Below are 13,020 nucleotides of genomic sequence, written 5' to 3' on the forward strand. Positions count from 1 at the left end.
GGAAGTAAGGAAAAATTATGGCAAAGCAGCCATAGGCGCTTGGTTTGTTGGGTTACTTACAATTGATGCTGGATAAGAAGACTTCTGTAACTAATAGTTTATCGCAGCCAGAGTAAAATACTGAACGTCTTGCCCATAGCCTTTGTGGTAAATGGCCCACTGCAGCTTGCGCTTTTTGCCAGAGAGGGTGGCGTGTATCGATACAGCACCAGCTTAGGCTTGAGCGTTGGATTTTAGGGTCAGCAAAAAGTAAGGCACCCAGTGGCCGGCTGCCACTACGACCAAATAGATGGAAGCCCTTGCGCAAGGCTGAGGCGGTGGTAATGCTGTGGGCGTATACCAGTGGCTGCTGATTACTTTTTAATAAAACTTCACGGCAGGCGATGTTTTGTTGATGCGCGATGGGGCCTAAGCAGTCCATTTCATCTAAATGGGCCGCTTGCCAGCCTTGGAAGATCACTTTTACGGAGATATTGGGAAAGTGTGCCATCAGCATTGTGGTGAGCGAGCCTCTCTCGGTAAGCCAAGGAAGTAAATGCCGTGGGGCAAGACAGAGTGGGGTGCGCCAGTGTTGCTGCAATGACATAAAAACACGCCAAGGTACAGAAAACGTCGATTATAAGCAGTGCCTGTGGGATTGTGTACTTGTGTGGCGTTTTATATAGAAATATCTAATTTTAAATGGATTAAAATTAAAGCAATGACAATTGATTACGATGTTGAGTTGTTTTTAAGTCAATATTGCGTAGCGTTTAATTTATTAGATGGTGAGTGCATTGCCTAATTTTATGGACTTCCTTCGGGCCTAGCGCAAAATGGCCAGTATATTCATTGACGTGCTTTTGATGCAGTGAAAAGCAATATGCTGGATCTATGCCATTTCTATACTGCAAATGCTTATGAGAAGGCTACGCTTATTATTTCAAGCATGATCAAGCAGGGAGCAAATCATGCCTTAGACGATAGAGCGGGCAGATTTTGCGCCTTGGATTTTTCATACATCGTATAACTTGATTTATACCGAGCAGGGTTGGCGTATTTTTTTGTGCACTGCATATGAAAAATTTCTTTGGCGATTTAAGGTGCGGTAATGAACATTATTCCAATAACCCCAGTATTATTTTCTCAATTTTGGCCGACTTTTGTGGCGATTATTCAGGCAGAAGAGACCTATGCTTTTGATGCAAGGCTCACTGAGCAACAGGGCTATGAGCTGTGGTGTCTGTTGCCTGCAGAGACTTATGTGCTGGTAGAAGACGGTGAGTTGCTTGGCTCTTACTATATAAAGCCCAATGCCAGCGGGCCGGGCGAGCATGTTTGCAATTGTGGCTATATGGTGGCTGCAGCGGCGCGGGGTAAGGGTGTTGCTCAGCGCCTTTGCTTGCATTCACAGCAGCGTGCTTTGGCCTTGGGGTTTAAAGCCATGCAATTTAATGCCGTGGTTTTCACAAATACAGTGGCGGTAGGGCTATGGCAAAAGCTGGGATTTGAGGCGGTGGGTAGAGTGCCTAAAGCTTATCGGCATAAGCGCTTGGGGTTGGTTGATACGCTGGTGATGTATAAGTGGCTAGAAGGCTGTTGGGCTTAAGACTGATCTACTACAGAAAAGCCGGATTTGGCCATATTTCACGCATTTTCTCGTTGAATAGCCAGCTATTCGCCTCAAAAACCCGCGAAATCTGTCTCAAACCGGTCTTTCCCTCGCTACGATCGCTTAAGTCCGACAGGCTGCTAGAAGGCTAAGGTGGTGGGCATGATGAAGCACCTTCTCTTTTCTGCACCTACTCAATTACTTTTTTAGATTTACCTTAAAGCAGCTTCCTCCTCCTAGACTGGCTTGATATTCAACGCTGCCGCCGTGATGCTCGGCGATGCGTTTCACCAAGGCTAAGCCTAGGCCATGGCCCCCTTTGCCTTCTGGTGTACCAGGGGGGCGGTAAAAGGGTTCAAATAAATGGGGCTGGGCTGCTGTTGCGATGCCTTGACCTTGGTCGCAAATACAGAGATAAACGTTTTCTGTCGTTTGACTGATCTGAACACTTACTGGGGCAAGGCCATAGCGAGCGGCGTTTTCTAATAGATTGCGTACCAGTCGTTTTAATAGCCGTGGGTCGGCATCAATAAAAAGGCTTGAGCCATCCACGTTTGCTTGGTAAGGGGCGGCTTCAATTTGGCATAGTTCGAGTAAATCAATCGATTGGGTTTGTAGACTGGAGGGCTTGGCATCTAGCCGGCTCATCAGCAGAATTTCTTCTACTAGTTCGTTCAGCTCGTTGATATTTTGGCTTAATTCAATTTGTAAATGCGCTGGGGCGTGCTCACCTAATAGCGTGGCTGCCATTTGTAAACGAGCCAGTGGCGAGCGTAATTCATGTGAGGCGTGGGCGAGTAGGTTTTTGTGCGCATTCAGTAGCTCGGCAATTTGCTCGGCCGCGTGGTTAAAACGACTGGATAGTCTGGAAACTTCATCTTTACCAAGCACGGGCAAGCGGGCGGAAAAATCGCCTTCTGCGAGTGCATCCAGTTGGTTGGCCAAAGCTTCTAGCCGACGGGTGAGTTTACGTGTCAGTGGCAGCGCGCTAATGGCGACTGCCAGCGCCAGCAGGGCAAAACTGCCTAAGAGGCCAAAGTTTTTTTCGCGGTGGCGAGGCGGGGATAGGGTGAGCAGGCGCTGATCAGGCATGCGCAGCTGGATAAAGCGCGTTTTACGGCGCTCAGCTTCGTTTAAGGTGTCCCCTGTGCTGGCAATTAATTGCCCATTGGCCGCATAAAAGCTGATAGGGACATCAAATTCCTGCGTTAGCTTGGTAAAGGCCGTGGCTTGCTCGGTAATAGGGGCGCTGGCTGGTGGTAGTGCGGTGGCTAGCAGGTTGGCTGTGCCGTGGAGCAGACGTTTGGGGGGAGGATCGTCATGCAATTGGTAGAGCAAGCCTGCTAGGATGGCAAATAGAGCGAGGCTGCTGACTACTGTAAGGTAAATCTGCCAATAAAGCTTGTGCCGCACGATACATCCTTGTTTTGCTTTATGTTTGGGGGATTGCGCTCTAAGGCTTAATCATCATTTTTAGCAAATACATAGCCGACACCCCGTACGGTGATGATGCGTTTGGGCGATTTGGAATCATCACCCAACGCTGCGCGGAGTTTGGAAATATGCACATCGATACTGCGATCAAACGCTTCCAGCGCTTCACCGCGAACGTGATCCATGATTTGCTCGCGGCTCATCACCTTACCAGCTTGACGGGCGAGGCATAGCAGCAAATCAAACTGATAGCTGGTGATATTGCAATCTTGCCCAGCCAGCTGCACGCTGCGGGCGTCTGGGTCTATCTCAATATCATTAAAACGTAAGCTGCCGTCAGAGGGTGTGCTATGGCGGCGCAAGATAGCGCGCAGCCTTGCCAGTAATTCTCTGGCATCAAAAGGCTTGGCCAAATAATCATCCGCGCCCAGCTCTAAGCCGACGATTCTATCGGTGACATCGCCTCGGGCGGTGAGCATCAGTATGGGCAGCGGATGAGTTTGGCGAATCTGCCGGCATAAATCTAAGCCATCGGTGTCTGGCAGCATTAAGTCTAAAATTAGCGCCGAAAAATGCTGGCTGGCAAGGGCAGCCAAACCACTTTTACCGTCGTCGGCAATCATCACACTAAACCCTTGCTGGCGTAAGTATTCGGCCAGCATGGCGGTGAGGCGTTGATCGTCGTCGATCAATAAAAGTGATTTGTTCATGCGCTAAGCTCTTTATTTAGTTAGATTTTTATCACCACGATGGCCGCGGCGTTTTTCCATTTTTTCAACCAGCTTAAGCCTTTGCTCTGGCGTGAGGATACGGCTTGCTTCCGCCACAAGTGCGGTTAGTTTACGCGATGAATCGTCCATGACCTTAATTTTAGCGGCGCGCAAGGTTTCAAGCTGTGCGGCATCAACGGTGTTTTGGCTAAATAATTTACGCAGCTCATCGTGATCATTGCCCATGGCTTTACGTTGGATTTTCATTTCGGCAAAGGCTTGCTCGGCTAGTGGTTTTAGCTGGCTTTTTTGCGCTTCAGTTGCATTGATCTCTTGCAGCATTTTTTCTAAGCGGCTTTGCATCATTTTTTGCATTTGCTCAGGATTGCCGTGGCGCATCCCAGGGCCGCCGCAATGTTCGGGGGCTGCGGCATAGGCTAGGCCGCCGAGTGAAAGACCGAGCACGGCAATAATGGCGGCACGGCGATGACGATGTTGGAATTTAGTTTTCAGTGCATTAAACATAATGGCTTCCTTGGGAATGAATAGGCTTGCAACACCTACAGAATAGCCACCGGAGGTAAAGCGTTTGTGTGCTTTGTGTAAAGTTGTGTAAAGCATAAGCCGAGCAGACTCGGGTATCATTGCGCTTACCGACTGATTTATCGTCATCAGCATTGCCAGCTCACAGCTTTGTGCCCTAAAAGGGGGGGCGTTGCTTATAGCGATGATCGCTCTTCATTAATAAGGACACATCATGAAAGATATACATACCAGCCAAGCACCTGCCGCCATCGGCCCTTACGTTCAGGCTAAAGATATCGGCCAGCTCGTATTTACTTCTGGCCAGCTCCCTATCAATGCAGCAACGGGTGAGATGCCTGCTGCGGCAGGCGATCAAACCACGCAGTGCTTGGCTAATGTGGCGGCTATTCTTGCGGAAGCGGGCTTGAATGCATCTCACATTATTAAGACCACGGTGTATGTAAAAGACCTAAATAATTTTGGCGAAGTTAACGAAGCGTATAGCCGCTTCTTTGAAGGCACCGGCAGCTACCCAGCACGTAGCTGTGTAGAAGTAGCGCGTTTGCCTAAAGATGCGATGGTTGAAATTGAAGTGATTGCATTGCGTAGTTAAGCAATATTGGGTTTGCTCGCTGTTGATAGCAAACCCAGTCTTTGATATATAAAGCTGCATCGTCCTGATGCAGCTTATTCATCCCACCATCCGCCTAGCAGCCTGTCGGACTTAAGACTGATCTACTGCGGAAAAGCTGGATTTGGTCATATTTCACGCATTTTCTCGTTGAATAGCCAGCTATTCGCCTCAAAAACCCGCGAAATCTGTCTCAAACCGGTCTTTCCCTCGCTACGATCGCTTAAGTCCGACAGGCTGCTAGCGCCATAAATACCGCAATCTGATTGCTGGTAAGTGGTGGGGAGTACTTTTTCTATGGCTTCAGGAACATGGCCGGTGAGCTCAGCAAGCCGGTACATGGCGATGCGACGCTGGGCTTCTAAAGGCGGTAGGGCGGCTTGCAATTGGGCGAGTTGCCCGCGTGAACGCACCACATTCAGCGTGGTTCCCCTACCTGTTTTTAATCGTTTTTCATCTAAGCCTAAGCGCTGCTGCTGCAAGCTAACCGAACGCCCAGCCACTTGCAGTTGTTTGCCAAGTGCAGATATCAGTGAAGGCGCGGGTGGTTTCACCAGCGACCGAGACGCAGACTAAATCGTAAGCGGTTTTAGCGGCTTCGCTATCGGTTTGTGATGCTTCAATACTACGACTAATTTTTGGCACGCCTATCTTGTGTGTCTTCGCTACGTAAAACTAATGGATCGGCCACGAGGCGATCAACTACACGGATTAAAGAAGCCGCTTCAATGCCCACCATTTCGGCTAGCACACCATGGCGAATGCCTGCTTAGCTGAGGCCTATCTACACTAAAGGCCAAGCGCTGGCTAAGGTTAAAGCATGGCGATGTGCACATTGATCAACGGCACTGCGATATAGTTGCGACAGTAGTGTGAGATCGCTGGCGAGGGCAATACTTAATTGGGTTCTGATCGGATTCATATACCTCCCATAGTTAATCGTTAGCATGGCAGCTAATTTTTATGTGATTGCCCCCTTACTATTGCCAAGTTTTATTTCAAACTCTTAAATATACTGACTCGAGTTGAATTAAAAATATTACGTCCTCACATGAAATGCTTTCTCTTTATGCTTAAATATGGACATAATTGAGTAAGTTATATCCACGTCATAAATTGCTAATTATCGATGGAAATTATGAAGCCACCTCGTCTTACGCTTTTAAGCTTACTTCTCACTTTTGCCTTCTTCCCTACAATCAGCCCTGCGGCAACCAAGCCACAAGCCAGTGCGCAAGCAGCGGTAGCAGGGCTTAAGTTGATTCGTACTGTTGAAGGGATTCAAGAGTATCAATTAGATAACGGTCTGAAAGTATTACTGGTGCCAGATGCAAGTAAGCCAGTGACCACGGTGAATATCACTTATCGGGTTGGTTCAAAGCACGAAAACTACGGTGAAACGGGCATGGCCCATTTGTTAGAACATTTGATGTTCAAGGGCAGTAAGGCGCATCCAAGATTGTGGGAAGAAATGAGCCAGCGTGGCGTTCAGTTTAATGGCACCACTTGGCTAGACCGCACCAATTACTACGAAACTTTCGCGGCAAAGCCTGAGACCTTGGAGTGGGCGATCTCGATGGAAGCAGATCGAATGGTGAATTCACGTATTTCTGGCGACGATCTAAAAACTGAGTTTTCTGTCGTCCGTAATGAAATGGAAAAAAACGAAAATTCACCTTCACGCGTGCTCATTCAGCGGGTGCTGTCGGCAGCGTATCAGTGGCATAACTATGGTAAAGACACAATTGGTGCACGTACCGACGTAGAAAACGTCAGCATTCCACGCTTGCAAGATTTTTGGCGCAAATATTATCAGCCCGATAACGCGGTGCTGGTGGTGGCGGGCTCGTTTGATACCGCCCAAACACTTAAGCTGATTGAAAAGAAATTTGGCGTGATCCCGCGCCCAAAACGCATTATTGAAGCCACTTACACTCTAGACCCCGTTCAAGACGGCGAACGGAGTGTGGTGGTGCGCCGCGTGGGAGATAGCCAGTTTGTGGCGGCGGCCTACCATACCGTGCCTGCTGCTCACCCTGATTACGCGGCTTTTGAAGCGTTGCAAGTGATTTTGGGTGATACACCAAATGGCCGGTTATATAAATCGCTGGTAGAAAGCAAACTGGGAACCGGCGTGTTTTCATGGTCGGCTAATTTAGAAGAACCCAGTTTTATTATGTTTGGCGCGGAGCTACGCAGTGAGCAAAATATTGCATTTGCAACCGAGCTAAAAAACGATCAAACCATCGTGATGGCTAAAAAAGTATTAATCAATACCATTGAAGATTTAGCGGCTAATCCTATTAGTGATGAAGAGTTAACGCGTGCTAAGGCAAAAATTGATAGTGATATGGCCAAAGTATTTAATAACCCAGAGCAATTGGGTGTGGCTTTATCGGATCATATTGGTAATGGTGATTGGCGTCTATTACTGCTATTAAGAGACCGTATTAAAGCGTTGACTAAAGCCGATGTACAACGCGTAGCACAAACTTGGTTAAAAGCCAGTAATCGCACCACCGGCGAGTTTATTCCAGAAGCCGATCCGCAGCGTGCACCTCAGCCCGCCAAAGTAGATTTGGCCGCACAATTGCAGCAATTTAAACCGGGTGTTGCCGTGGCTGCGGGCGAGCGCTTTGTGGCTACGCCAGAGAATATCAATAAGCGCACACATCATGGCCAATTTGCTAATGGCATGAAATACGCTTTCTTACCTAAAACTACGCGGGGCAATACCGTTTCGGCTAGCTTATCGTTTAATATGGGCAATGAAACTAATTTAAAAGATAAAGCCATGGTGGCAGGCTTGACCGCAGCAATACTGGATCGCGGCACTAAAAAGCTTACTAGCAAGCAGTTTGCTGAGCAATTAGATCAGCTGCAAGCCAAATTGCAAATCAGTGGTGATGTCAATCGTTTATCCATTTATGTAGAAACGATAAAAGATAAATTGCCGAGAGTATTGGATTTAGTTAACGATGCTTTGCGCCAGCCTGCGTTTGATGACGCAGAATTTGCGCTGCTGATTAATCAAGAATTGGCTCAGCTAGAATCTTCACGCAAGGAGCCGCAGTCAATTGCTTCTGATTTATTGAGCTCCCACTTAAACACTTGGCCAGTTGGCGATCCACGCGCTTATATTTCAATTGAGCAACGTATTGTGCAATTGAAAACCATTAAATTAGCCGAGCTTAAATCGTTCTGGCAAGCGTATTACGGTGCGAATCACGCTGAAGTTGCCGTGGTGGGGGATTTTGACGAGGCGGTGATTAAGGCACAATTGGCTGAGCAATATGGCAATTGGAATGCTAAGCAAGATTACGCTCGTTTAAGCAGGCCTTTTCAGGGGAATAAACCGCTCGATATCAAGCAGCAAACCCCTGATAAAGCCAATGCCTTTTTTGTGGGGCGTTTAGCATTACCGGTTGGTGATCAGCACGCTGATTATCCTGCCTTAGTGTTAGCTAATTACTTATTAGGCGGCAGTATGAATTCCAGAATATTGGAACGGATTCGCCAGAAAGATGGGATTAGCTATGGTGGCGGCTCTAGATTGCAAGCCTCTGCCACCGATGAATCGGGCAGCTTTATAACTTACGCTATTTACGCCCCAGAAAATCGGGCCAAGTTAGAGGCGGGGATGCGTGAAGAAATCGCTAAAGCGCGCCAAGAAGGCTTTAAGGACGAAGAGGTAAAATTAGGCAAGGAGAGCTTCTTGCAGCAATTACAATTATCCCGTACTCAGGATGGAAGCCTTGCGGGTGCATTAAACAGCAATTTATACCTTGGCCGAACCATGCAATTTAGCGCTGAGTTTGAAGCGAAAATTGCCGCACTAACACCAGAGAAAATCAAAGCGGTGATGGTGAAATACCTCGATCCAACAGCGCTTTCAGTGGTGTATGCAGGTGATTTTGCGAAGAAGTAATTGATGTTAATGAGGGCGGGTTAGCTTAGTGTTTTTTATAAGCGTAACTCGCCCTAAGCCTTTTTATTCAGCCTTTATCCTGCATCTCTCAGCAGCACCATAGGCGATGTTCTGCTGATTTTATGTAAGCGTCTGAGTACGGCTAATCCGGTGATCATGGCTCCTGCAAGCAGGCTGGTAAAAGGCAGCCAGTAGTTGAAGGCTACGGGGAGCTCTAGTAACTCTTGGCCGATCACTACACCACCGATACTGGCCATTAATCCGGCAATCAACCCTGCAATGCTGCCAAGTAGCAGGCTTTCTGTCAGCCACAAATGACGTAGCTTTCTTGACGTTGCTCCCAGTGCCCGCAAGATGGCGGCCTCGCGGCTGCGTTCGGCTTCGGTGGTGTCTAGCGCGGCAAATAGCACCGTGATGCCGGCGGCGATGCAGAAGATAAATACCAGCCTCAATGCCGCCGCAGATAAATCTAAAATGCGCCGTACTTCGGCGAGCACTTGGCCAACGTCGATAATGGTGACATTGGGAAGGGCCTGCACTAGCTCTGGTACCAAATTTTTGTCTGTCTCGCTTAAATAAAAGCTGCTGATCAGGCTAGCGGGCAGCTCGGCAACCAGCCCCTTGCTAGCCACAACAAAGAAATTTACCTTAAACGAATCCCAATTGACCTCACGCAAATTGATCACTGGAGCGGTGATGGTGGTGCCTGCAATATCAAAGCTCAGCACATCACCGAGCTTGATGTTTAGGGTTTTAGCCAGCCCTGCTTCTACTGAAAAACCGGGCTGCGTGTCATTTAATGGTTTCCCCGCAGTGATGCGGTTGTCGGCATTTAAGCTTTCACCCCAAGATAGATTGAATTCGCGCTCGGCTAGGCGTTGGGCATTTTCCTCTTTAAACGATTGCGGTTTAACCGTGGCTTTATTTTGCATTGTCCAACGGCCGCGAATCATGCTGTGTAGGGCGGGGGGAGCAAGGTGCTTATGGCTAAATATTTGCTCAAAGCGTAAAGCCTGCTCGGGTTGAATATTAACGGCAAAATGATTTGGCGCATTAGCAGGTACGCGATCTTCCCAAGCTTTAAGTAAATCGCCTTCTATGACGGTGAGTATCCAAATACCTAGCAGCCCAATCGCTAGCGCACCTAGCTGGGTAAAGGCCAGAGCAGGGCGGCGCAGTAGCTGTCGCAGGGCAAGTTGCAGTGGGTGCTCTGGCAGGATGCGCGGTAAAACCCACAGCAGGGCTAGGCCAGATCCCCCCGCCAGCAGTAAGGTGGCGGCAATACCGCCGCCCACCATGAGCGCAAGTTTGGCCTCGCTGGCAATCCACCATAGCAAGAGCATGAGAGCGAGTAGCGTTAAAGCCCATTGCAAAATCAGGCTGGCTTTGGGCTCTAACTCATGGCGCAGCACCCGTAGTGGCGGCGTGTTGGCTAGCGCGAGTAGCATCGGCCCAGCGCTGCCCATTAGCAGGACCAAGCCCAGTAGCGACGCCATCAGCCAAGGCAAAACATTGCCATCGGGCAAGGGCGCGGGCAGGCGAGCTTGAATACTGAACACCAGCAAACTTTGCGCGCCCCAGCCGAGCAGGCCACCAAGCAGGCTGGCTGCCAGCGTCAGCAGGGCAAGTTGCGATAACAGCAAAGTGCGCACTGTGGCGCGGCTTGCTCCTAGCGTGCGCAGCAGTGCCACGGTATCAAAATGACGGCTGGCAAAGCGCCGTGCCGCCAGTAAAATCGCCATGGCGGCTAAGCAGCCAGCCAGCAAAGAGGTCAAGCGTAAAAAACGCTCGGCGCGCTCTAAAGCGGTTTTTACTTCGGGGCGGGCGTCTTTAACGTTTTCTAGTTTTTCGCCACGGCCAAGGTTAGGCTGCATCGCTTGATGCCATATGGCCACGGTGGCGGGGGGGCCAGCTACGAGTAGGCGATATTTTACTCGGCTGCCAAAACCTAATAACCCACTTGCGGCTAAATCTTGATGATTAATCATAAGCCTTGGCTGAATGCCAGAGAAATCCATCGCGGCATCGGGCTCGCGCTCAATCAAGCCAGCAAGTTTAAGCTTGAGTTGGCCAAGCTCTAGCGTGTCACCGATTTGTAGTTTTAAAGTGGCCGCCAGCCGTGCATCGGCAAAGGCAGTCCCAACTTGCGGAGCTGTAGAGGCATGGCCGTCAGGGGCAAGCTTGAGTAAGCCCCGCAGCGGATAGGCATGGCTGACCGCCTTTACCGACGACAGCATCACCTGGCCGTTAAAGCTTGCCATACTCGGAAAAACCGCTGTTTCTGCCGTTGTTAAACCCCGCGCCTCAGCAGCATGCTTAAAATTAATGGCCAGTGGATGATCTGAGCTAATGACGGCATCTGCTGCCAGCAAATCATTTGCTTCTAGCGCCAGCAGCTTCTCCATTCGGGCCGCCAACAGTCCAACAGCCGTCAGCGCCGCAATCGCAATAATCAGTGCTGCCAACAAAGTTCGATATTCGCCAGCCTGAAAGCTGCGATAAAATAAACGCCAGCTGAGTTTATTCATGGTAGTGGGTCACTTTTGAATGCTGATGAGGCGGGAAAAATGCTTGATCCTGCCTAGGCGCAGAGCCTTGTGGAAAGCGCGTGGGCACAGGTGCCCATCCTATATATTGGCGGATGATGGTCATGCGGCCTCGCCACTAAACTCAACTTGTGTTCCTGCCGATAGCCGTAGGCGCCAGCTGCAGCGGGCTGCGAGTTTTTCGTCGTGGGTGACCAGCACCAACGTGGCATTGCTTTCCGTATTGAGCTGAAATAAGAGATCGGCAATCGCCTCACCGGTGGCAGCATCTAGGCTGCCGGTGGGTTCGTCGGCAAATAAGATTTTTGGGTTTGCGGCAAAGGCGCGGGCAAGTGCGACGCGTTGCTGCTCGCCACCGGATAATTGCCGAGGGGTATGGGCTAAGCGGTGGCTAAGGCCAACGCGCTCTAGCCAGATTTTTGCCTGTGCGCTGGCATCTTTGCGGCCGGCTAATTCCAGCGGTAGCATGGTATTTTCTAAAGCTGTTAGCTCGGGCAAAAGCTGAAACGATTGAAACACAAAGCCAGAAATCTGCCCGCGTAGCTCGGCACGTTGGTCTTCGTTTAAGCGGCTCAAATCTTTTCCCGCCAGCATGATTTGCCCGCGCGATGCATCATCCAGCCCTGCTAACAGCGCCAATAGTGTGGATTTTCCAGAGCCAGAACTGCCAACAATCGCAAGGCTGGCTCCCGCTGGTAGTGAAAACTCAATATCATGTAAGAGATCAAGTTTTTCTACTGCGGTGAGGACTGTTTTACCAAGGCCGCTTACCGATAGCATTATTTCTGAGGAGTGGGTCATGCGTTTTCTCTTATTAGGTTTTTGCTGCTTGTTGAGTACTCAAGTGCAAGCGGCAAATATTCTGGTGTTTGGCGACAGCTTATCGGCTGGTTATGGCATTTCGGCAAGTAGCGCTTGGCCAGCTCTGTTAGATAAAGACTTAGTTACGCGTGGCACACCTTGGCGAGTGATCAATGCCAGTGTGTCAGGAGAGACGACTGCTGGCGGGCTAACAAGGTTCCCGCATGCACTAAAAATACATCAGGCTAAAATCGTGGTGCTGCAGTTAGGTGCCAACGATGGCTTACGCGGCTTACCACTAGATGCCATGGAAAAAAACTTAGCCAGCATGATTAAACTTGCCCAAGCCAGCGGGGCTAAAGTGCATCTGATCGGTATGCAAATGCCACCTAATTATGGCGCGGCCTATACCCAAGGCTTTGCCGCTATTTATCCGCGATTGGCCAAGAGGTACAGTAGCAGTTTAACGCCATTTTTACTGGCACCTGTTATTAAAAATGAGGCACTTTTTCAGGCCGATCAGTTGCACCCTAAGGCAGAAGCTCAGCCCTTGTTGATGAAAATGGTGGGAAAAGATTTGGGGATATAAATTTTCTTATTACAGCGTTGTAGATAACCTAAGAAAAGGTGTATTCGTACTTATAGAATAGTGGGCCATTTTCACTAGCGATTCCCGTACAGTAAATCATCTGAAATTTATAATGGCTCCACTGCTAAAGTGATCGGTAATGATCAGAGGCCTCCACTAAATACAGCTCACTGTCATTGGGCTGTGTTATGAACTTGGCAAATAAAAATATGCTCTGAATGTTTGGTTTTTTTATACGTCATTGTTTTGTATGGCTAGCATTATA

General features: G+C 49.2%; 14 protein-coding genes. 4 read left to right on the forward strand and 10 right to left on the reverse strand.

The annotated features are described in order from the left end of the window. Positions 1-52: 52 nt before the first annotated feature. The gene (locus C1H71_RS14100; protein WP_130107111.1) at positions 53-586 is read right to left on the reverse strand and encodes a chorismate--pyruvate lyase family protein; all 534 of its coding nucleotides are present in this window, start codon (positions 584-586) and stop codon (positions 53-55) included. 504 nt (positions 587-1,090) lie between these two features. Here C1H71_RS14100 and C1H71_RS14105 point away from each other — a divergent pair. Beyond that, on the forward strand, positions 1,091-1,588 hold the full coding sequence (locus tag C1H71_RS14105) for a GNAT family N-acetyltransferase (protein ID WP_130107112.1): 498 nt from the start codon (positions 1,091-1,093) through the stop codon (positions 1,586-1,588). Positions 1,589-1,789: 201 nt separating this feature from the next. On the opposite strand, the gene C1H71_RS14110 is transcribed toward C1H71_RS14105, so the two are convergent. Genes C1H71_RS14110 through C1H71_RS14120 form a run of 3 tightly spaced genes read right to left on the reverse strand, consistent with a single transcriptional unit; the run spans position 1,790 to position 4,260 of the window. Beyond that, positions 1,790-3,004, reverse strand: a complete 1,215-nt coding sequence (locus C1H71_RS14110; RefSeq protein WP_130107113.1) for a HAMP domain-containing sensor histidine kinase — start codon at positions 3,002-3,004, stop codon at positions 1,790-1,792. Positions 3,005-3,051: 47 nt separating this feature from the next. Continuing rightward, on the reverse strand, positions 3,052-3,735 hold the full coding sequence (locus C1H71_RS14115; RefSeq protein ID WP_188053297.1) for a response regulator: 684 nt from the start codon (positions 3,733-3,735) through the stop codon (positions 3,052-3,054). Positions 3,736-3,747: 12 nt separating this feature from the next. Continuing rightward, positions 3,748-4,260 carry a Spy/CpxP family protein refolding chaperone gene (locus C1H71_RS14120; protein ID WP_188053300.1) on the reverse strand — a complete coding sequence of 171 codons (513 nt, stop codon included), beginning with the start codon at positions 4,258-4,260 and terminating at the stop codon, positions 3,748-3,750. Positions 4,261-4,492: 232 nt separating this feature from the next. On the opposite strand from C1H71_RS14120, the gene C1H71_RS14125 reads away from it, so the two are divergent. Beyond that, positions 4,493-4,873, forward strand: coding sequence for a Rid family detoxifying hydrolase (locus C1H71_RS14125; RefSeq protein WP_130107115.1), 381 nt, complete (start codon positions 4,493-4,495; stop codon positions 4,871-4,873). 146 nt (positions 4,874-5,019) lie between these two features. On the opposite strand, the gene C1H71_RS14130 is transcribed toward C1H71_RS14125, so the two are convergent. Genes C1H71_RS14130 through C1H71_RS20715 form a run of 4 tightly spaced genes read right to left on the reverse strand, consistent with a single transcriptional unit; the run spans position 5,020 to position 5,813 of the window. Then, complete coding sequence (locus C1H71_RS14130; protein WP_188053302.1) at positions 5,020-5,394, reverse strand: TolC family protein; 375 nt, start codon at positions 5,392-5,394, stop codon at positions 5,020-5,022. Further along, positions 5,375-5,536, reverse strand: a complete 162-nt coding sequence (locus C1H71_RS20710; RefSeq protein WP_188053304.1) for a hypothetical protein — start codon at positions 5,534-5,536, stop codon at positions 5,375-5,377. Before C1H71_RS20710 ends, C1H71_RS14130 begins: the two co-directional genes overlap by 20 nt. Next, on the reverse strand, positions 5,523-5,642 hold the full coding sequence (locus C1H71_RS14135) for a MarR family transcriptional regulator (RefSeq protein WP_130107117.1): 120 nt from the start codon (positions 5,640-5,642) through the stop codon (positions 5,523-5,525). The genes C1H71_RS20710 and C1H71_RS14135 overlap by 14 nt, the downstream gene beginning before the upstream one ends. Before the next feature lie 33 nt (positions 5,643-5,675). Further along, a complete protein-coding gene (locus tag C1H71_RS20715) occupies positions 5,676-5,813 on the reverse strand; it encodes a hypothetical protein (protein WP_188053306.1) in 138 nt (45 codons plus the stop codon). 216 nt (positions 5,814-6,029) lie between these two features. Here C1H71_RS20715 and C1H71_RS14140 point away from each other — a divergent pair, with 216 nt between their 5' ends. Continuing rightward, positions 6,030-8,819 carry a M16 family metallopeptidase gene (locus tag C1H71_RS14140; protein ID WP_188053308.1) on the forward strand — a complete coding sequence of 930 codons (2,790 nt, stop codon included), beginning with the start codon at positions 6,030-6,032 and terminating at the stop codon, positions 8,817-8,819. Positions 8,820-8,893: 74 nt separating this feature from the next. On the opposite strand, the gene C1H71_RS14145 is transcribed toward C1H71_RS14140, so the two are convergent. Further along, the gene (locus C1H71_RS14145; RefSeq protein ID WP_130107119.1) at positions 8,894-11,347 is read right to left on the reverse strand and encodes an ABC transporter permease; all 2,454 of its coding nucleotides are present in this window, start codon (positions 11,345-11,347) and stop codon (positions 8,894-8,896) included. 120 nt (positions 11,348-11,467) lie between these two features. Next, a complete protein-coding gene (locus C1H71_RS14150) occupies positions 11,468-12,166 on the reverse strand; it encodes an ABC transporter ATP-binding protein (RefSeq protein ID WP_130107120.1) in 699 nt (232 codons plus the stop codon). On the opposite strand from C1H71_RS14150, the gene C1H71_RS14155 reads away from it, so the two are divergent. Next, entirely contained in the window at positions 12,165-12,755 is a 591-nt protein-coding gene (locus C1H71_RS14155) for an arylesterase (protein ID WP_130107121.1), read from the forward strand. The genes C1H71_RS14150 and C1H71_RS14155 overlap by 2 nt on opposite strands. Positions 12,756-13,020 lie beyond the last annotated feature (265 nt).

Origin of the sequence: Iodobacter fluviatilis (assembly GCF_004194535.1) — a bacterium.
Lineage (GTDB): Bacteria > Pseudomonadota > Gammaproteobacteria > Burkholderiales > Chitinibacteraceae > Iodobacter > Iodobacter fluviatilis_A.